The 20,935-nt window shown below is 32.2% G+C and carries 20 protein-coding genes; 12 read left to right on the top strand and 8 right to left on the bottom strand.

Going from position 1 to position 20,935, the window contains the following annotated elements; translation table 11 throughout:
- From ACXAHM_RS11835 to ACXAHM_RS11825, 3 genes are all read right to left on the bottom strand, one after another.
- Positions 1–327, bottom strand: a complete 327-nt coding sequence (locus ACXAHM_RS11835) for a tRNA-binding protein (RefSeq protein WP_474960649.1) — start codon at positions 325–327, stop codon at positions 1–3.
- A 10-nt stretch (positions 328–337) separates the two neighbouring features.
- Complete coding sequence (locus ACXAHM_RS11830; RefSeq protein ID WP_474960648.1) at positions 338–1,237, bottom strand: hypothetical protein; 900 nt, start codon at positions 1,235–1,237, stop codon at positions 338–340.
- A 466-nt stretch (positions 1,238–1,703) separates the two neighbouring features.
- Positions 1,704–2,498, bottom strand: a complete 795-nt coding sequence (locus tag ACXAHM_RS11825; RefSeq protein WP_474960647.1) for a tRNA pseudouridine synthase A — start codon at positions 2,496–2,498, stop codon at positions 1,704–1,706.
- A 76-nt stretch (positions 2,499–2,574) separates the two neighbouring features.
- Between ACXAHM_RS11825 and ACXAHM_RS11820 the strand changes: the two genes are divergently transcribed.
- Positions 2,575–3,093, top strand: coding sequence for a GNAT family N-acetyltransferase (locus tag ACXAHM_RS11820; protein WP_474960646.1), 519 nt, complete (start codon positions 2,575–2,577; stop codon positions 3,091–3,093).
- A 53-nt stretch (positions 3,094–3,146) separates the two neighbouring features.
- On the opposite strand, the gene ACXAHM_RS11815 is transcribed toward ACXAHM_RS11820, so the two are convergent.
- Together ACXAHM_RS11815 and ACXAHM_RS11810 are read right to left on the bottom strand one after the other, a co-directional pair.
- Positions 3,147–4,133, bottom strand: coding sequence for a YhdH/YhfP family quinone oxidoreductase (locus ACXAHM_RS11815; RefSeq protein ID WP_474960645.1), 987 nt, complete (start codon positions 4,131–4,133; stop codon positions 3,147–3,149).
- 119 nt (positions 4,134–4,252) lie between these two features.
- The gene (locus ACXAHM_RS11810) at positions 4,253–4,723 is read right to left on the bottom strand and encodes a SixA phosphatase family protein (RefSeq protein WP_474960644.1); all 471 of its coding nucleotides are present in this window, start codon (positions 4,721–4,723) and stop codon (positions 4,253–4,255) included.
- A 233-nt stretch (positions 4,724–4,956) separates the two neighbouring features.
- Here ACXAHM_RS11810 and ACXAHM_RS11805 point away from each other — a divergent pair, with 233 nt between their 5' ends.
- The 5 genes from ACXAHM_RS11805 to lpxB all read left to right on the top strand — a co-directional run bounded on the left by ACXAHM_RS11805 (position 4,957) and on the right by lpxB (position 10,520).
- Complete coding sequence (locus tag ACXAHM_RS11805; protein WP_474960643.1) at positions 4,957–6,117, top strand: putative type IX sorting system protein PorV2; 1,161 nt, start codon at positions 4,957–4,959, stop codon at positions 6,115–6,117.
- Positions 6,118–6,222: 105 nt separating this feature from the next.
- On the top strand, positions 6,223–7,275 hold the full coding sequence (locus tag ACXAHM_RS11800; protein ID WP_474960642.1) for a tetratricopeptide repeat protein: 1,053 nt from the start codon (positions 6,223–6,225) through the stop codon (positions 7,273–7,275).
- Between the two features lie 10 nt (positions 7,276–7,285).
- A complete protein-coding gene (locus ACXAHM_RS11795; RefSeq protein WP_474960641.1) occupies positions 7,286–8,797 on the top strand; it encodes a hypothetical protein in 1,512 nt (503 codons plus the stop codon).
- Between the two features lie 74 nt (positions 8,798–8,871).
- Positions 8,872–9,291 carry a 6-pyruvoyl trahydropterin synthase family protein gene (locus ACXAHM_RS11790; RefSeq protein WP_474960640.1) on the top strand — a complete coding sequence of 140 codons (420 nt, stop codon included), beginning with the start codon at positions 8,872–8,874 and terminating at the stop codon, positions 9,289–9,291.
- Positions 9,292–9,389: 98 nt separating this feature from the next.
- Positions 9,390–10,520, top strand: coding sequence for a lipid-A-disaccharide synthase (gene lpxB / locus ACXAHM_RS11785; RefSeq protein WP_474960639.1), 1,131 nt, complete (start codon positions 9,390–9,392; stop codon positions 10,518–10,520).
- Between the two features lie 58 nt (positions 10,521–10,578).
- Here lpxB and lolB1 read toward each other — a convergent pair whose 3' ends face one another.
- The 3 genes from lolB1 to ACXAHM_RS11770 form a co-directional block, all read right to left on the bottom strand.
- The gene (gene lolB1 / locus ACXAHM_RS11780; protein ID WP_474960638.1) at positions 10,579–11,364 is read right to left on the bottom strand and encodes a lipoprotein insertase outer membrane protein LolB1; all 786 of its coding nucleotides are present in this window, start codon (positions 11,362–11,364) and stop codon (positions 10,579–10,581) included.
- Positions 11,365–11,460: 96 nt separating this feature from the next.
- A complete protein-coding gene (locus ACXAHM_RS11775) occupies positions 11,461–14,088 on the bottom strand; it encodes a valine--tRNA ligase (protein ID WP_474960637.1) in 2,628 nt (875 codons plus the stop codon).
- A 147-nt stretch (positions 14,089–14,235) separates the two neighbouring features.
- The gene (locus tag ACXAHM_RS11770; protein ID WP_474960636.1) at positions 14,236–15,171 is read right to left on the bottom strand and encodes a D-2-hydroxyacid dehydrogenase; all 936 of its coding nucleotides are present in this window, start codon (positions 15,169–15,171) and stop codon (positions 14,236–14,238) included.
- Positions 15,172–15,266: 95 nt separating this feature from the next.
- Here ACXAHM_RS11770 and ACXAHM_RS11765 point away from each other — a divergent pair, with 95 nt between their 5' ends.
- The 6 genes from ACXAHM_RS11765 to ACXAHM_RS11740 all read left to right on the top strand — a co-directional run.
- Entirely contained in the window at positions 15,267–15,767 is a 501-nt protein-coding gene (locus ACXAHM_RS11765) for a hypothetical protein (RefSeq protein WP_474960635.1), read from the top strand.
- A 4-nt stretch (positions 15,768–15,771) separates the two neighbouring features.
- The gene (locus ACXAHM_RS11760; protein ID WP_474960634.1) at positions 15,772–16,179 is read left to right on the top strand and encodes a thiol-disulfide oxidoreductase DCC family protein; all 408 of its coding nucleotides are present in this window, start codon (positions 15,772–15,774) and stop codon (positions 16,177–16,179) included.
- A gap of 107 nt (positions 16,180–16,286) precedes the next feature.
- A complete protein-coding gene (locus tag ACXAHM_RS11755) occupies positions 16,287–17,378 on the top strand; it encodes a leucine-rich repeat domain-containing protein (RefSeq protein ID WP_474960633.1) in 1,092 nt (363 codons plus the stop codon).
- 139 nt (positions 17,379–17,517) lie between these two features.
- Positions 17,518–19,404 carry an amidophosphoribosyltransferase gene (locus ACXAHM_RS11750; protein ID WP_474960632.1) on the top strand — a complete coding sequence of 629 codons (1,887 nt, stop codon included), beginning with the start codon at positions 17,518–17,520 and terminating at the stop codon, positions 19,402–19,404.
- Positions 19,405–19,490: 86 nt separating this feature from the next.
- Positions 19,491–20,093: a hypothetical protein gene (locus ACXAHM_RS11745; protein ID WP_474960631.1), complete on the top strand. Its 603-nt coding sequence runs from the start codon at positions 19,491–19,493 to the stop codon at positions 20,091–20,093.
- A 59-nt stretch (positions 20,094–20,152) separates the two neighbouring features.
- Positions 20,153–20,935 (top strand): transposase (locus ACXAHM_RS11740; RefSeq protein WP_474960630.1); only part of this gene is annotated, 783 nt, incomplete at its 3' end.

Below are 20,935 nucleotides of genomic sequence, written 5' to 3'. Positions count from 1 at the left end.
TTAGCTAATCTTCAGTCCATTTTCAACCTGATGATCAGTTGTAAGTAATGTTACTCCGTCATCACCTAAACTACCTAAGACTAAACACTCTGATTTTATATTGGCAATTTGTTTTGGTGGAAAATTAATTACTGCAACAACTTGTTTACCAATCAAATCTACTGGTTTATATTTCTCGGTAATTTGTGCAGAGGATTTTTTGATACCCTCCTTCCCAAAATCAATTCTTAATTTAATAGCAGGTTTAATTGCTTCTTTAAAGTATTCAGCTTCAATTATTGTCCCTACTCTTAAATCTATTTTTGCAAAGTCACTCCAATTAATCATTTGTATAAAGTTAAAACACCTTTTTTACAGAACCATCTCTATGAAGTTTTGCTTCTATGGTCTTCATTACTTTAGCTCCATAAGTATTATTCTCACGGTATTTCATATTGACTTGAAGAAACTTCCCTTTTTCTGAAATTTCTGTTTTCACATGTTCAAAACTATTCGGATCATTCATTTCATTTTTTACATAGTCAACAAAAACAATGATTGCTCCTTCATCATCCAAGAGATCTTCTAATTCTGTCTTAAGTTTGATTTCTTCCTTAAGTTCCTCTTCTGTTTTGGGGTCAAAACCTTCATCAAGTTCTTCTAATTTATCTAAGGCATCATCAAATTCTTTCTCATTCATGAGTGCAATTGTTTCTTCGATGATTATTTCATTTTCTAATTCATATAACTTTTTAGATAATGATTCTAATTTTCGAGAATTATAAGTTGTATCTATTTTGGAATAGTAAGTCTTTGCCTTATCCAAATTTCTCTCTTTGATATATTTTTTAGCTTTATCATAGCTATCATTATTAAGAGAGGCTATCAGTTTATCATTGATTGTTTGAACTTCTTCTGGGTGATAATCTTGGTCAACAAGTTCAAGGTAATTTTGACAAGCTCCATACCACTTTTTAGAAAGTGCATTTTTAGCATTTGACAAAGCTGTAGCATTTAGCTCTTCTTTTAAAAGTAAAGTACTGTCTGGCTTATAATCCTCTGCAATAAGATTCAATTGTAATTTTGCTTGAGATAAACTTTCAACTTTACCTTGTTTTATAAACTTTTGAATCTGTACAAATCTAGATTCATCAAATTGAAGTGTATTTTTTATCTCCCCTGCAAAGAAAAAATAGATAAAACTACCTACAAAAAATAAGAGAGCTAGTCCTAGTGTATAAACAATAATCTTTTTCATTGAGAATGATATTTAGTTTGCTATGTTTATTAATCAAATTCTAAAATAATATATCTCAAAAAGGACTCCAATAAATTTCCCTTTTTTTCAGTAAATCTTCTTTATTTTTGAATAAATATTCACTTTAACTTTTTTTAACAGTGTCGAAATTCTAAATTTTTCTTCTAAAATTAAATTTTATTGGAAATGTTAATCACATAATTTTATTCTAACGTTAGTCATGTAATCTACATAAAATACAATTATTTATTAGTTAGTTAATATTATTAAACAAATATTATATAAATGTAAATAATTACACATAACACAGTGTAGTAGACTAAAACCCTCTCTATTAGCACTTTTCACCTTGGATAGTGATAAAAAAACACCTTATCTTTATATCATAAAGCAGCAATAAGAAATAGTTTTTGGGTTATTAAAGGAATTGAAAAGTCAGCGGTTATACTGTTGACTTTTTTTATTTTTAATCAAATTCATCATAACTAATTGCGTTCAAATTAAGTCCTGATGCTGGAGCTACATACCCCAATTGTGTTTTATTATCACTCGGTTTTAATGCTTCTTTAATATCATCTAAAGTCAATTCTCCTTTTCCTAGCATAATTAATGTACCCATCATCATTCTCACTTGATGTCTCATAAAACCTTTCCCATGTACATGTAAAATATAGCTTTTCTCAGGAAAGAAAGACGCCGTCATTTGATCATTTTCTTTAATTTCACAATAATCAATCTTACGAACTAAAGAGACACCCTCTTTAGGTTGTTTACAGAACCTCCCAAAATAATGTTCACCTTCATATAACTTGGCTCCTTCCTTCATTAAATCTAGATTCAAGTCAAAATTTAAGTTTGTCATAAAAGGTGCACAGAAAGGATGATTTTTTTCTCCGTATGAAAATAAATATTGATATTCTTTCGATTTTGAGCTTTGAATAATATTAAATTTATCATCCACTTTTTTTATCGATAATGCTCTAATATCATTTGGCAAGTTTTTATTGAATAATTCAAAAAATTCCTGTTCATCAAGTTCTTGCCATACAAAAAGTTCAAAAGCAGAATGGTTTGCAGAAACATAGGTATCCGTTCTACTTGTCCCTAAGGTTTTAAATTTAATCTCTCCTCCAAGCACAAAATTAATGGTCTTATTTATCATTCCTTGCACTGTCTTGAGCCCTGGCTGAACCATCCAACCATGAAAACGATAACCTATATATTGTACTTCAATAAGGTAATTGTGTCTTTGCTTTTTCACTATTTCTTTATTTTGGAACTGATCACCAAAGAAAACTGTAATTAGTTCGTATACTTTATTTAAATAATGGAATAATATGGTAAAATTAATAGATGGCCACGAAATCTTTGATACTTTATGGGAATTATATTTAGAAGCCTTCCCTCCTGCTGAAAGGAGATCTAAGAATCATTTAATAGAACTCATGAAAAAGGATAATTTTTTCTTTAATGGGATTGTTTATGAAGAAAAACAGGTCGGATTGGTGGGATATTGGGTTTTTGAAGATTTTATATATTTGGAATACCTAGCCATCAATGCAAGCAGTAGAGGTTCAGGTGCTGGAGGTAAATTTATACAGTTTTTCAAAGACAAATTTAAAGGAGAAAAGATAATATTGGAAGTTGAACACCCTATTGAAGATATTCAAAAAAGACGTGTTGGGTTTTATGAAAGATATGGATTTCATTTTAATGATGCTTCTTTTGTACAACCTCAAATAAATGAAAACACTTCACATGAAATTATTTTAAACATAATGTCCTCGCCACTAATGTTGACAAAAGCTGAATATGAGAAAGTAAAATCAACTTTATTCGAAAAAGTATATAAATAAAGGGCTATCTACATTCATAAATAGCCCCAAGATATATTTTCAAAAAAATCTTATTACAATTTAACAAGCACTCTTCCACTAATTTGACCTTTGAAGATTGCTTTAATCTTATCCTCCAAGCCATCTAATGTCACTTCTTCAGAAATTACGTCCAAAGTCGTTGGCATCCAATCTCTTCCAATATTTTCCCAAACTTTGATTCTTTCTTCTCTTGGGAAATTTTGTGAATCAATACCAATAAGACTTACTCCTCTTAAGATAAAAGGGAAAACATTAATTGGTAAATCAAAAGATGCTGCATTCCCACAACACGTTACTACACCCAATGGATTTGTACTTTTAATAGCAGTTGCCAAATAAACACCGCCGACTGTATCAATTACACCTGCATATTGAGGTTTTAAGATAGGTCTTTCACTACCTTCTAAAAATTCATCTCTTGTTAAAACCTTAGAGGCTCCAATTCCTTTAAGGTAGTCAACTTTATCTGCTTTACCTGTAACAGTGACTACTGAATAACCCAGTTTATTCAAAATACTTACGGCAATACTACCTACTCCACCTGTAGCACCAGTCACCAAAACATTACCATCTTGAGGAGTAACGTTATCCACTAATTTATAAACAGACATCGCTGCAGTAAGACCAGCTGTACCCATCATCATACTTGAGCGAGCGTCTAATCCTTTTGGCATTGGGATCACCCATTCAGATGGCACTTGAATATATTCAGAAAAACCTCCCCATGTATTCATTCCTAAATCATAACTCGTTACGATCACTTTATCACCTTCTTTGAAGTTTGAATCTTTACTAGAAACAACTACACCTGCAGCATCAATACCAGGTGTATGAGGGTAATTTTTAGTTACACCTGGCTTGCCAAGTGCTGATAAAGCATCTTTATAATTTAATGATGAATAGGCTACTTTAACGAGAACATCTCCTTCGGGTAAATCTTTTATATTTTTTGTTTGAATAGAAGTTTTGAATTTTTTATCTCCTATTTTCTCAGATACTAATGCTTTGAATTGATCCATTTCTAATGAGTTTAAATTAATTTTTGCTAAGGTAGAATAGTTAGCATTTGTATATGATGACTTAGATAGCCATTCTTAAGATTAAATATTAATAATAGTTAGGCAAATTATGGTATTGTTTAAGATCTATATTTTTTGGGATATTCATAAAACAACTCATTCCCTTTTCCTAATTTTTTCCATGAAACAGCCTCTGGAAATTCAATAGCTATTACACCTGAAGTTGGAATATTATCAAGGTAATCATCTGGAAGAAAATGATTGGTCAAGTCAGTAATTGCAGGGTTATGAAATACGAGCATAATTGTATTCAGATGATTGTCAAAATCCTTAATCATATCTATTATTTCATCGTAAAAGGCTTCATAAAAGTCTTTTTCAAAGTGTAAAGGCTTCGATAGCGTTTCTGCTACTTTTTCCGCTGTTTTCTTTGTTCTTTTAGCAGGAGAACTAATTATCAACTCTGGTTTAATAGCTTTTTCGAATAAGATATTTGATATCGTGACAATATCTTTCTTACCTCTTGTATTTAATGGGCGATCAAAATCAGAAATTATTGGATTTTTCCAACTTGATTTCCCATGTCGCATTAATATTAACCGCTTCAACTTTTCTTAATCTTAATTTTGTTCTAAATTACTTCTGAATTTCTTATAAAAAAACTCGATAGGCGTTATATTTGATATTGTTTACCAAGTTTTAATATCTTGGTCAATAGAATCTTCTTTAATCCCAATTATGATCAATAAATTATTGTTATCATAGTTCTCGATCTAACTACATGTTAGTTTCTGTCTGTAAATCTTAAAATCAATCTGTTCAATTGGCAAAATTATATAAATACCTTTCTCCTTTACTTGTCTTACTTTTTTTAAGTAGCACTGCTTCTTTTGGACAAATAGAAACTCCAAAATATGTCAATGAATATTTGGCTATTGGAGTGGGAGCCAGAGCATTAGCAATGGGTAATTCTCAAACTGAATTGGTTGATGATGCTACTGCAGGTTATTGGAATCCAGCGGGTTTGCTCAACTTAGAAGATAAATATTCTGTTTCACTTATGCATGCAGAGTATTTTGCAGGTATTGCAAACTATGATTTTATAGGTTTTGCGACTAAAATAGATGATCAATCTGCTTTAGGAATTTCTGCAATAAGATTTGGTGTTGATGATATTCCAGACACGCGTTATCTTTTTGATCCAAATGGTTCTTTAAATTGGGATAATATCAAAAGTTTCTCCGCTTCTGATTATGCATTCATCTTCTCATATGCGAGACAATTCCCACATCTTCCAAACTTACAATTTGGAGCAAATGCAAAAGTTATTTACAGAAACGCAGGTCAATTTGCTAATGCATGGGGTTTTGGTCTTGATGTAGGTTTACAATGGGCAAAAAACTCTTGGAAAGTAGGAGTCACAGCAAAAGATCTAACAGGTACATATAATTTCTGGACTTATAACCCTACAACTTTTTATGATGTTTTCGCAGCTACAGGTAATACTATTCCTGACAATTCAGTAGAAGTAGCCACACCAAGATTAATAATTGGTGGAGCAAAAAGTTTCTCTCTATGGAAGGAAAGTCAATTAGAAGATGCTGAAGAATTAATTGGTTTACTGATTTCAATCGGGGCTGACTTAACTTTTGATGGACAAAGAAATACTTTAGTCAAATCAAATGTAATGAGTTTAGATCCTCATGCTGGTGCTGAAGTTCATTATAAAAAAATGATCTTTTTAAGAGGTGGGATTTCTCAATTTCAATATATTACAGAATTTGACGGGAGTGAAACACTCACATTCTTACCTAGTTTTGGAGCTGGTTTAGCATTCAAAGGATTTACAGTCGATTACGCCCTAACTAATATAGGAGATGTATCTACAGCTTCGTTATACTCTCATATTTTTAGTTTAAAAGTGAATTTTGGACATTCTATAAAACGCTCCGTAAATACCCCTAAGAGTGATAAATATTACTAATTAGTTAATATGCAGAGAGTTTAATCTATAAAATTGGTATATTTTACGTTTATTTATTAATATGCCGTATCAATAGTTTTTTATTGCACTATTTTTTACAGCTAAATGAACTCTGCTTTTTTACTTTATACCTATATAATCCGACTTACTTTACTTACAATTGGATTAGCAACTACTTCCTTATGCTTTGCTCAAAGCAAGGATGTAAGCGGGGCTCGTCTTGTCTATAAAATTGATAGTGATAATCCATTAAGATCACTTTATGATGTAAATAATTTACTTACTATTGACCCCAAAAATGTAGATGCATTGTTTATTCGTGGAAGGATAAAAACAGAGATGGGGGCTTACAAAAACGCACAAACTGATTTCACGAACGCAATAAAACTTAGTAAAGATGACGACCAAAGTGAGATTTACTATGAAAGAGGTATCTCCTACTACAAGGAAAATGATTTTTTAAATGCTATCTCAGATTTTGATAGTGTATTAGTATATCATCCTAATCATCTAGATGCCTTATGGAAAAAAGCACAAGCCTATTACTTTATTGGGGCACATGAAGAAACCATTAATACGTTAGACACTATTACATTAATTCACCCTGATGATCCTATTATTTGGCATGACTTGGGCACTTTATATTATAAAAATAATCAATTAACAAAAGCGAAAAATTGCTTTACAAAATCTTTAATTTTAGATCCAGAACTGTCAATCTCTTATAATCATAGAGGAATTATTTATGAAAATCTTGAAGAATATTCATTAGCAATTGATGATTTTACCAGAGCTATTCAATACGACAGTACATATATTGATGCCTATAACAATAGAGGTTTATTAATGATGTTATATGAGGATTACGAAAAAGCTGAATACGACTTTTCTTCTGCTATTTTACATAGTGGAGACACTGCCAAAGAAGCCCTTAATAATAGAGCTCTAGCAAGATGTGTACAAGGCAAATATGAAGATAGCCTTCTAGATATTAATTTATTAATTGATCGATACCCTTTTTATTCAAAAGCATATTTGACAAGAGGAAATATCAAAGAATACATGCACGATGATAGAGGTGCTTGTACTGATTGGCAAAAAGCTGCAGATCTTGGAGATTTAATTGGCATTAAATACACTCAAACAGCTTGTCATTAACCTATTATTTATGAAAAATTACTTTTTAAGCTTAGTATTATTATTTTTTATCCATCAATTATACGGACAGGAAGAAATAACTGAACAACAAACAGATAATTTAGTCTCACTTACTGAAGAGGATATGTCTTTTGTTCGTCAATTAGTTAATCTAGGTGATAGTTTATTTTTTGAATTAGAACAACCTGATGAGGCATTTAAATATTATCTAGGTGCTTATGATTACTTCATCAACGATGCTGATTTGAACATGAAAATTGGACAATGTTATCTTGCGTCTGTTACTGAAGAAAAATCCGCTGCAATTCCTTTTCTTAAAAAGGCAATTAATCTTGGTTTATATCAAAAAAAACCTGAATTATACTACTTGTTAGGTCAAGCCCATCATTTTGATGAAGATTGGGATAATGCATTAAAATATTATCAGAAAGCGTTAGTTTCTTTAAAAATTGACCAACACAAAGAAATCAACAAAAAGATAGATGAAGTTAACTTTGGTAAAGAAGCTTATGATAATCCTCAAAAAAATATCATTGTTCGTAATCTAGGACCTTTAGTGAATTCGAAATATTCAGATTTTTGTCCGCTTGTTGATGCTGTAGAAAATGATTTGTTTTTCACGAGTAGAAGACACGAATTTAGATCTGACAACCCTGATATTAGAACACATCTTTCTGAAAATATATACTTTTCACATCGTAGAGATTATAAAACGTGGGAACACCCAGCTCCTCTATCAGAACCTTTAAATAATGAAGATCATCATACCGCAACTGTTTCAATTTCTATGGATGGAAGTGAAATGATTATTTATAGAACTGGTGATTTATATATTTCATATCATAATGATTCACTTTGGTCAAAGCCTAAAAAACTTCCTAATACTATTAATAGTGTATATGTAGAAACTTCAGCATGTTTAAATTACACGATGGACACACTTTACTTTGTCAGCAGTAATGAGGAGCAATCTATTGGAGGTCTTGATATTTTTATGTCAATAAAAAATAAAGACGGAAAATGGTCCAAAGCAAAATCATTGGGAGATGTTGTAAATACAGAGTATGATGAAGAAGGCGTTGCCTTATCAAAAGATGGCAATACGCTATATTTTAGCTCTAGAGGTCACAATTCTATGGGAGGATACGATGTCTTTAAAACGACGAAGGACTTTCAAGGTAATTGGGGAAAACCTATCAACTTAGGTGCTCCAATTAATTCTCCTCATGATGATGTATATTTCATGATGAGAGCCAATGGTCGACATGCCTATTATTCTTCATCTAGAAAAGGAGGGTATGGTGAAAAAGATATTTATAGAATTACGATTATTGATAGAACGAAAGGACTTTCTTTGGCAAAAAAAGAAATTGATTTTTTATTACTCGATAAAGACTCATTAAATATGACTGATGATCCAATTCATATTGACCACCTAAAAGAAGTAAGAGAAACAACTCTAAATGCTACGGTAGATATGTTGAAGACAATTTTCAAAGTTTCTACGCAACAAATTGAATAATAAAGAATTATTTTGATTTAAAAAGTGGTGTGTAATTATGAATCTGTTATTTTTGCATCTCAAATTAACAAATTATGATTTACATCAACAGAAGAGAGTTCTTTAATGCAGCGCATAAGCTGTATAATCCAAAGTGGACAAAAGAACAAAATGAAGATTTCTTTGGTCCTTGTGCAAATGAAAACTGGCACGGACATAACTTCGAAATGCTTGTTACAGTAAAAGGTGAGCCAGATCCAGATACTGGATATGTAATGAATATGAAGGATTTAGGCAGAATCATGAAAGAAGAAATTGTCGATAAAGTAGATCACAAAAATTTAAATATGGATGTGGACTTCTTAAAAGACAAAATGACTAGCTGTGAAACATTAGCAATGGAATTCTGGAAAATTCTTGCTCCAAAAATCAAAGAGTTTGCTCCTAATGCTGAACTGCATTGTATCGAACTACATGAAACAAGAAAGAACTTTGTACAATATTACGGTGAATAATTAGAAGTACAATAAGGATATTTCCATAAAGGATGCTTTAAATAAGTATCCTTTTTTTATTTTTGTCCAAAGAAACATTTTCAACATACCTTCAACAGATGAAATACTATTTAATAGCAGGAGAAAAATCAGGAGATTTACATGCTTCTAATTTAATGAAAGAGATTCTTCTTAATGATCCAGAAGCTGAATTCAGGTTTTGGGGTGGAGAAGAAATGCAAAAAGTTGGAGGGACGATGATTCATCATTATTCCGAAATTTCATTTATGGGTTTTCTGGAAGTCGCTAAAAATTTGTTAACGATCAGAAGATACATGAATGAGTGTAAGAAGGATATTTTATGTTGGAAACCTGACGTTGTCATTCTTGTTGATTTCTCTGGCTTTAATTTAAAGATTGCAAAATATGTGAAGCCAAGAGGAACAAAAGTATTCTACTACATTTCACCTAAAGTTTGGGCATGGAATCAAAGCCGTGCAAAAAGAATTAGAAAATTAGTGGATCGTATGTTTGTGATCATGCACTTTGAAAAGGCATTTTATAAAAAGTACGACTATGATGTTGATTATGTAGGAAATCCTCTATTTGACGCCATTAAGCAATTCAATCCCTCTCCTACTTTCTTTGAGGATAATGGATTAGATAAAAATAAAAAAATCATTGCAATTCTTCCTGGAAGTAGATTTCAAGAAGTTTCTGCAATTATGAATACAATGCTTACTATTATACCTAAATATAATAAAAATGAATTTCAATTTATCGTTGCAGGTGTGGAGCATTTACCTTCAACTTTATATGATGATGCTAAAGCATTAGGTGTAAAAGTTATCTTTAATCAAACATATGATTTACTGACACATGCTACATCTGCCGTTGTAACATCAGGTACAGCAACTTTGGAAACAGCTTTATTTGAAGTTCCACAAGTTGTTTGCTATAGAACAAGTCCTGTTACCTACAATATCATCAAAGCTTTAATTAAAGTTCGCTTCATTTCATTAGTTAATCTAATTGCAGATAAAGAAGTCGTAAAAGAATTGATTCAAGGAGATTTCTCCACCGAAAACCTTGAGAAAGAACTGAATTATACTTTAAATGATAAAAGAGATAAAATCCTTCAAGATTATAAAGATTTAAAGGCTTTAATTCAAACAGAAGGAACATCAAAAAGGGCAGCAACCTTAATGTATAAGTACTTAACTGAAGGTATTCCAGAACAAAAATTTTAATAAAAAAGCTCCTACTTGAATGAATCAAATAGGAGCTTTTTCTTTTTAAAAAAATATCTTATTGACCTTCTTTTTTAAGATCTTCTTTTCCTTTTAATGTATATTTTGAAGGTATTTTAAAAGGCATCTTTTGCTCTTCTGGTTGGAATTCAATTTTAGTAAATTCTAATTCTACTGTAGTTTGAGCTTTAATTTTCTCTTGGTCACCTGTACCAATTTTTACAACCGAATGATAAGGGGCAATTTGACCTTCAGTTCCTTCTACTGCTTTAAAGTCATCATACTTAATAGTAGCTATTTTCTTATCTTTCTTAAGTAGAACAGCTATTTTATCTAATTTTTGAGTAGACCGATCTACAGCTGCGATAGATTCTATTCCTTTTATTTTCTTAGTTAACAAAAATTCTTCATCAGACATTTTAAATTTTGACTCTTGAAAAGTTGCTGGTAAATCTCCTGTAAAAATAGATTGTAATAAGTCGTAATCAATCCTTGTACCTAGTAATAATTCTACATCATCATAACTCAAAGCATAAGCCTCTTTCTCTGTTTTCAATAATGCAAAAACACTATCTTGTGTAGCATACACTCGTAACCCTTCAATTTTAGCTACACGCATTGACATCCACATTTGTTTACCTTTCTCGATTCTCGTGTCTATAGAAAGTTTTGTTTCTTTACCTTTGCTAGTAAACGATAGTTTTCCCTTTGTAGATAGGTAAGTATAATCAAGATTGTGGATATCTAATTCTGTATCTTTTGAGGAAGAAGTTGTTGTTGTTGCCACTTTAGGTTGACAACTAAAAACAAATAGGATTAATGGGAGTAATATATAATTTTTCATTGATTCAAATTTCTATAATCTTGATAAGATGAAATGCAATATAAAAGAAAAGGCAATCATACAAGTACGATCGCCTTTTTGTTACAATTTATCTTCTTAGAGTTTAGCTAAAGCTTCTTCTAATGCCTTGATTTTACTTTCAGCATCTTCTTGCTTTTTCTTCTCTGTAGCTACTACTGCTTCAGGAGCATTGGCTACAAAACGCTCATTAGATAATTTCTTCTGAACTGAAGCTAAGAATCCTTTCGTGTATTCTAACTCTTTTGCTAACTTCTCTTTTTCAGCCTCTACATCAATTTGATCAGCAACGTCGATGAAACATTTGTCTGATTTGTATACAAATTGAGTAGCACCTTCTACTTCTGCATCTACCATTTGTAGTGACTCTAAGTTGGCTAACTTAGTAATGATGCCACCGAAACGATCATACACAGTATTGTCTTTGGCTAATACTGACATTGGAAGAGGTACTTTAGGACCAATTTGCTTTTGGTTACGAACATTTCTTACTTGAGAAATTACTTCAAAAGCATCTGACGCTTGAGCTAATAACTCTGTATCAAAAGGTTGTACTGTTGGATACTCAGCGACAACACAAGCATCACCTTCTGCTCTATCCTTAATTGCATGCCAGATTTCTTCTGTTAAGAATGGCATGAATGGATGTAATAATCTTACGATTTTTTCGAAGAAGTTGATTGTTGCTTCTAAAGTAGCGTTATCGATTGGAGAACCATAAGCAGGTTTTACCATTTCTAAGTACCAAGAACAGAAATCATCCCATACCAATTTGTAAATTGACATTAATGAATCTGACAATCTATATTTCTCATAGTTTGCTTCAACGTCTTCCAATACTTGATTGAAACGAGACTCAAACCAATCGATAGCGATTTTATTTGCTTCAGGCTGTGCTTCTTCACTTACTTCCAAACCTTTTACTAAACGTAAAGCGTTCCAGATTTTATTCGCGAAGTTACGACCTTGCTCACATAATTTTTCATCGAACAATAAGTCATTACCAGCTGCAGCAGATAATAAAAGACCTACACGTACACCATCAGCACCATAATCTTTCATTAGATCAAGTGGATCAGGAGAGTTACCTAATGACTTAGACATTTTACGTCCTTGACCATCACGTACTAAACCTGTTAAATATACATTCTTGAAAGGTAATTCACCTTTCCACTCATAACCTGCGATAATCATACGTGCTACCCAGAAGAATAAGATATCTGGACCCGTAACTAAATCATCAGTTGGGTAGTAGTAGTTGATCTCCTCATTTTCAGGTTGAGTAATACCATCAAATACTGAGATTGGCCATAACCAAGAAGAGAACCAAGTATCCAATACATCTTCATCTTGAGTCAATTGCTCTAAAGTGATTGATGGATCTTTTTCTTGCGCTAATGCTAATGCCTCTTCAGTAGTTTCAGCTACTACATACTCACCATTTGGAAGGTAGAAAGCTGGAATTTGTTGTCCCCACCATAACTGACGAGAGATACACCAATCTTTCACATTTTCCATCCAGTGACGGTAAGTGTTTTTGAATTTTGGAGGATGCAATTGAATGTTGTCATTCATTACATTCTCTAAAGCAGGCTTAGCAATTTCCTTCATAGAAACGAACCATTGCGTAGAAATACGAGGTTCGATTACCGCACCTGTTCTTTCAGAAGTACCTACTTTATTTTGTAATTCTTCTTCTTTCACTAAGTTACCTGATTCTTTCAAGTCCTTAACGATTTCCTTACGAACTACAAAACGGTCTTTACCGTCATATTTAGCACCTGCTTTTGCATTTAAAGTACCATCCTCTTCAATAATATCAATTACTTCTAAGTTATGCTTTAAGCCTAACTCGTAGTCATTGATATCGTGAGCAGGAGTTACTTTAAGGCAACCTGTACCAAATTCAATATCTACATAATCATCACCAAATACAGGAATTTCTCTATCTGTAGTAGGAACGATTACTTTTTCACCAATTAAATGTTTGAAACGCTCATCGTTAGGATTAACACAAACTCCAGCATCAGCAGGAATTGTTTCAGGACGAGTAGTTGCAATTGTTACAAACTCCCCTTCTTTCCCAACGATCGGGTATTTCACATAGTAAAGTTTAGAGTTTACCTCTTTGTGGATTACTTCTTCATCAGATAAAGCTGTTTTCCCTGCCGGGTCCCAGTTTACCATACGAGCACCTCTGTAAACCCATCCTTTTTTGTAAAGGTCAACAAAAACTTTGATTACTGCTTTAGAAAGCTCGTCTTCCATAGTGAAACGAGTACGATCCCAGTCACATGAAGCACCTAACTTCTGTAATTGGTTAAGGATAATTCCACCATATTTCTCTTTCCACTCAAAAGCATATTTCATGAATTCGTCACGCGTGATATCAGATTTTTTGATACCATGCTCTTCCTTCAACATCTTTACTACTTTTGCTTCTGTAGCAATTGATGCGTGGTCTGTACCAGGAACCCAACATGCCTCGTATCCTCTCATACGTGCACGTCTTACCAATACATCTTGTATAGTGTTGTTCAACATATGACCCATATGAAGTACACCTGTGACGTTTGGTGGTGGTATGACGACAGTAAATGGCTTCTTATCAGGGTTTGGCTCCGAATGGAAGTATTTATTATCTAACCAGAATTGGTACCATTTGTCCTCAATGTTTTGAGGATTGTACTTTGACGCAAGCTCCATGCTTATAATTTTAGAAACAATAATTTATAAAAACACACTCTTTCATGAGTGAATAAATTCTTTACGAACGGCAAATTTAAACAAAAAGAAATGTTTTCATTAAGAATTAAGAATTAATAATGATTAACTAAACATTTTTTTCATTGTCTAGTTCAATGTTGCATTAATATTAGCATAGGTCATTTGTAAAAGCTTCTTCCTCGCTTCTTTACTAGACCATGCGATATGAGGTGAAAGGATTAATTTGTCTTTATTTTCCACCTTTAATAATGGATTCTCTTTATCCATTGGTTCTGATACAAAAACATCTACAGCTGCACCTGAAATCTCATTTGTATTAATAGCTTCTACTAATGCTTTTTCATCGACAATTCCACCTCTACCAACATTAATTAATAGTGCTGATTTTTTCATTGCCTTTAATTCTCTTTCACCGAAGGCATTTGCTGTTTTTTCATTTAATGGAGCATGAATTGAAACAACATCAGATTGTGATAAGAATTCATCAAAATCAACCATTTCGAATCTTTGATCTCTGATTTCACCAGAAGTTGAAAAATAGATTACTCTAGCTCCAAAAGCAGATGCAATTTCAGCTACTCTTCTTCCTATATTCCCCATGCCATAGATTCCATAAACTTTTCCATTAAGTTCAGAATAACTTTGTCCAATCCAGGTAAAAATTGGGGATTTACTATATTCTCCAGTCTTCACATATTGATCATATTCATTGATATGATTTAGTAAAGACAACAACATAGCGAAAGTTTGTTGTGCGACACTTTCCGAAGAGTAGTTGATAGCATTTTTCACCTCTACCCCTAATTCATTAGCAGCAATTAGATCTACATTATTCATTCCTGTGGCTGCAATTGAAATCAATTTAAGTTGAGGATTCTCCTGCATCATTTCTTTATTAATGACAACTTTATTGGTAACAATCACTTCTGCTCCTTTTATCCTTTCCTTCGTTTGTTCAGGTGTAGTAATATCAAAGTATTTAACCTCACCTAATTCTTTGAAAAGTTCTAATTGCTCATTACAATCCTCACCTAATGTTGCTGTATCTAGAAAAACTATCATCTATTTATTATTTTCTTTTAATGTTTTCTACCTTGCGGCTAATGCTAAAAATAGCAATCTTATTTTATTAATTAAAACATAAAAAAGGTCAAAAAATGAAAGTTACCACGTGGAGAAAGATTCCTTCAATTTGGAAAGAGATTATTCTATTGAGTATTAAAGTTCAAGAAGATAAAATAGTTGATGAAAAGGTACTGTCATTATTAGAAAAATATAAGGATGCTAAAAAAGTTTATGAAAGCCTTTTTGATGAAAAAATGTTAGTAGAAGACTGGCCAAACTTTACTTTTTTTAATCGATTATCCCCATTACAAGATATATATGCTTCATTTCTTCCAATTGAAGACATTGACCCATTAATTTATTTTCCTCTTACTAAAAAATTACATGTTGAAGGCACTCAAATAATGGCTTTAGACGCATTGGTATTAACAGCAAGTCTTGAGGAAGTTTATTTGGATAATACCTTTGTTGATGACATTTCTGAAATTATCGATCTTCCTCTTAAAATAGTAAGTATTAAGGGGTGTATTATAGAACAATCTCAATTAAAAACCGTTGAATTAAGAAACCCTTCTTGTAAAATTATTGTTTAAAAAAATGAATAAAACACCAAAAATAGTCCTATTCGATGGTATTTGTAATCTTTGTGATAAAAGTGTACAATTCATTATCAAAAGAGATCCCAATCAACATTTCAAATTTGCTTCTCTTCAATCTAATGAAGGAATTCAATTATTAAAAAAATATAATTTACCAGAAGATTACACAGATAGCATTGTTCTTATTGATAATGGTATCGCTTATAAAAAAGCGGCTGGAGCCTTACAAATAGCCTCTTATTTAACTTATCCTTGGAAAGTTTTTCGATTTGGGAAGCTACTTCCTAATGCTTTTACTAATTTTTGGTACGATCTTATAGCAAAGAATAGATATTCCTTTTTTGGTAAAAAAACAGATCATTGCGACCTTATTCACCAAAAAAGAAGATATACTACTGTAGATTAATAGGCCAAACACAATATGACTACAAAAAAATCGTATTAGATATATAGCTTATTATTTATGCTTCCTAAAAAATAATTGAACTTTTTTCAATAATGAGATTAATGACAATGAAAAAGAACATTCTCTTTTTATTAATATTTTTTGTAACTACTTCTTTGTCATTCGGCCAGGAAAAACTAACTATGGAATGGTGGAATGGATTAGATAAATATTGGAAAGGAATTTTCATGTCACAAATAATGTGGCAAGAAGATGAAATGACTGAAGAAGGACTCGCAAAAATCCAAGAATTAAAATCGATTAATGCTTCAGGTTATGATGATTATGGTGATGAAAGAATAGTAACTAGTTTAGAGCCTATTGCTTCATTAATTATGTTAGAGGATGTAGATATTTCTTACACAAGAGTGAAAGATTTAACGCCTTTGATGAATATGCATCATTTAAAGAGATTAAATCTAGCTTATACAAGAGTAAGTGATTTAACTACTTTAGATCACAGTACTACAATTCATGAGATCTTTTTATCAGGAACAAGAGTAAAAACATTAGCTCCTTTGGCAAATATTCCTTTAGAAAATCTTGACTTATTCCAAAACAAAGCATTTGAAGATTGGGAATCATTAGCAGCTTTTAAAACTATGGTGAACCTATCGTTAGATGAAACAAAAGTGACTGAACTATCTTTCCTTTCGGGTATGAAAGCACTGAAAGAATTGAAATTATCTTATACTAATGTTGAAGATTTAACGCCAATTAAAAAACTGAAAGGTCTAACATTACTTCAATTACAAAAAACCAAAGTAGTTGACCTTACTCCCATCAAAAAATTAAAGAAATTAGAACATTTAAATATTAGTAATACTGAGATTGTCGATTTATCTGCAATGTCAAAATTAAAAAGTTTACACACATTTTATTTTTCTGATAGCAAGGTTACCGACATCTCTGTTTTATCAAATAACTTAGGTCTTACAGAATTAACCTTCTCAAACACTCTAGTAACTGATTTAAGTCCACTTTCTGATTTACCAAAACTTAGTATATTAATCATTACAGGTTCACAGGTCAAAGATGTGAAACCGATGGAAAAAGTTCAATCTTTAACCATCATGTACTTTAGAGATTCAATGGTATCCAAAGAAGATGTGGACGCCTTTAAGAAAGCTAAACCTGAGGTAGAGACTGATTTCTTCTAAAAAGACTTAAAAAGAAACATTATTAAAGTCTTATTTCATCTTAATATCATAAAACCTTAATATTTTATTGACGGTTATTTGGTAAAAGATAGAAATAAGACTTTTTTTGTGGAGGATTTAATTTAACCTCTATAGTCCAGTGAGTGAAGTCATAAAACACGAGTGTGGCATTGCAATGCTACGACTAAGGAAGCCACTTTCATATTTCATTGAAAAGTATGGCACTCCGACGTATGCTATCAGCAAGATGTACCTGTTAATGGAGAAGCAACGCAACCGTGGTCAAGATGGAGCCGGTATTGCCAGTATCAAACTAAACATGAAACCGGGCAATCCATTTATTGACAGAGCTCGGTCTGTTGAAGCTGATCCAATCAACGACATCTTCAAAAAGGTAGGCAAAAAACTAAACAAGATAAGCAAAGACACTTCAAAGTATCTTGATGCAGATTATCTAAGAGAAAACATCCCTTACATGGGTGACGTTTACATGGGACACCTTCGCTATGGTACCCATGGTAAAAACACAATCGGTCACTGTCACCCTTTCATGCGTAACAACAACTGGAGAAGTAGACAGCTTATTATGGCTGGAAATTTCAACATGACTAATGTGGACGAGTTATTCGACAGGTTAGTCAGTTTAGGACAACATCCTAAAGAAAACGTTGATACCGTTACTGTAATGGAGAAAATAGGTCATTTCCTTGATCTAGAAGTTCAAGATTTATTTCAGAAATACAAAGAAGAAGGAATGGACAATGTGGACATTTCTGATCGTATTGAAGAAGAATTAGACCTTCAAAAGGTACTTTCTCGTTCTTGTAAAGACTTTGATGGTGGATACGCTATTATGGGTCTTACTGGACACGGTGCTGGTTTTGTTGCAAGAGATGTCAATGGTATTCGTCCTGCTTACTATTATGCAGATGATGAAATTATCGTTGTAGCTTCGGAAAAGACGGCTATCAAAACTGCTTTTAATGCTAAATATGACAAGATCAAAGAAATAGGTCCTGGTAATGCATTAATTATGAGCAAGCATGGTGACTATAAAGAAGTAGAATACCTTACTCCTGCCGAAAAACTATCTTGTAGTTTCGAAAGAATCTATTTTTCTAGAGGTACAGACCCGGCAATTTACAGTGAAAGAAAAAAGTTAGGTGAATTATTAGTTCCAAAAGTTCTCGAAACACTTAACTATGATCTTGAAAATACAGTTTTCTCTTACATTCCAAATACAGCGGAAACTGCATTCCTTGGAATGATGGAAGGTATAGACAAGTATTTAGTTCAAAAACGTCTTGAAGCTATCGAACAGGGAGTTTCAGGTAAAGAGCTTGAACATTTAATGACCTTCAGACCTCGCCAAGAAAAATTAGTTATCAAAGACGTCAAAGCACGTACTTTTATTGCTGATGATACGATGAGAGATGATATGGTTGCTCACGTTTATGATACTACATACGAAGTCATCAAAAAGAAAGTCGATACGCTCGTTGTATTAGATGATTCAATCGTACGTGGTACAACGCTAGAAAAATCTATCATTAATATGTTAGATCGCTTAGAACCTAAACGTATCATTGTTGTATCTTCTGCTCCACAAATTAGATATCCTGACTGTTATGGCATTAATATGTCTAAAATGAAGGAATTCGTTGCTTTTAGAGCTATGATTAATCTAATGAAAAAGAAGAATAAGGAGGAACTTTTAGACGAAGTCTACTACCGTTCAAAATCAATTCTTAGAGCTGAAGAGTTTGATGTTAATCATGTACAATCATTATACAATCATTTTAGTGATGATGAAATTAGTGAAGAAATTGCCAACATGATTAAATTAGACCATATCAATGCAGATATTGAGGTTATCTATCAAACTGTTGAGAACTTAAATATTGCTTGCCCTAATCACTTAGGTGATTGGTACTTCACGGGTAACTTCCCTACTAAAGGAGGTATGAGAGTGGTACATAAAGCATTTGTAAATTATATGGAAGGAAAAGAAGTAAGAGCCTACTAATATTGTATGCTATTTTCTAAAACTTTTCTTTTAAACAAAAGGCTAGGATGTAAAAATCTTAGCCTTTTCTTATTTAATTTTACTGTATGAAAGATAGAATATTACTCCCCTCTTCCCGTTACATTATGGGATTCAAAAATAAAGAAGAACGGATCATTCAAAGAGCATTTCAAGATTTCTTTTATGAGTTATATGATGAAAAGGAAGATATCTATATGTTCCAAAGAGGGTTTTCAAAGGCATTGACATTAATTCTATTTGCTAATGAAGTAAACGCTGAAGCAGAATTTATTGAATTAATACTCCTTCATTTTCCAAAACTACAAGAAGATTATCTGATTGAGGAAATAGAAATAAAATTTAGAGATGAAGACCTCCTTTTACTTCAACTACATTTTAATCATCAATTGTCAAATGAGGCAATTAGTGCAAGAGTAGGATGTTCTCCAGAAGAAGTGATTGCTAAAATCAATAAATACCAACAATTATGGGGTGATGGTCAAGAAATGACATTAGAGGATTACTTAATACAAATTGAGAAACGACAGTGGTACAAACGTTTAATGCAAAATCCTATTCCTCTTAAACCTAATAAGAAAAAAAAGAAATCAAAAATAAGTGCTTCAATAGGCGAAATCAATAAAGTTGACTCTTCACTTTGGGGAAAGATTAAGAACCTATTTTTATAAAAAAAGAGGCTGTCTCATAATTAAAAAATTGAGACAGTCTTTTTTTGTATCTTGTGATTATGGCCAAGAAAACTTTCAAACCGTATTCACAGCATCAAACAACTTTATTTCCGATGGACTTAGGAAGCATGATTCCTGAAGGACATCCGGTGCGCGTTTTAAGTACTGTGATTGACTCTATTGATCTTAGTATTTTATTTAATGATTATTCATCTATGGGAGCAAGTAGTTTTGATCCTAGAATGATGCTGAAAGTATTGATTTATGCTTACCTAAATAATATTTATTCAACGCGTAAGATTGAAAATAGCCTTTCAGAAAATATTCATATGATGTGGCTTTCAGGTATGCAGAAGCCAGACCATAATACCATCAGTCGTTTTCGAAGTGGTAAATTGAAGCCACATATAAAAACTATATTTTTCAAAATAGTTCGATTTTTAATGGATCAAGATCAACTGGATCTAAGCGTTGCTTATACTGACGGAACTAAGATTGAAAGTAAAGCTAACAAGTACACTTTTGTTTGGGCTAAGACCATACAAAACTCAAAAAACCGTATTGAAAAGAACCTTGAAGAGTTATGGGCTTATGCTGAAAAGTTAGCTACAGATGAACTAAAAGACCGAAAACCAACTTCTTTCAAACCAGTCTCTACTGATCAAGTGACGAAAATTACTTCTGAAATATCCGATGCACTCAAGGACAAAAAGGTGAGTAAGAAAATGAAGCAAAAGCTGAATTATGTCAGGAAAACACAAGCACCAAAAGTAGATCAGTACAACAAACATGAAGAAAATTTAGCAGGAAGAAACAGCTATTCCAAGACAGATCATGAAGCC

The sequence above is a fragment of the Flammeovirga sp. AWQ4_249 genome (genome assembly GCF_056161045.1).
Note: the sequence above shows the minus strand (reverse complement) of the source record. Positions and strands in the feature narration are given on the sequence as shown.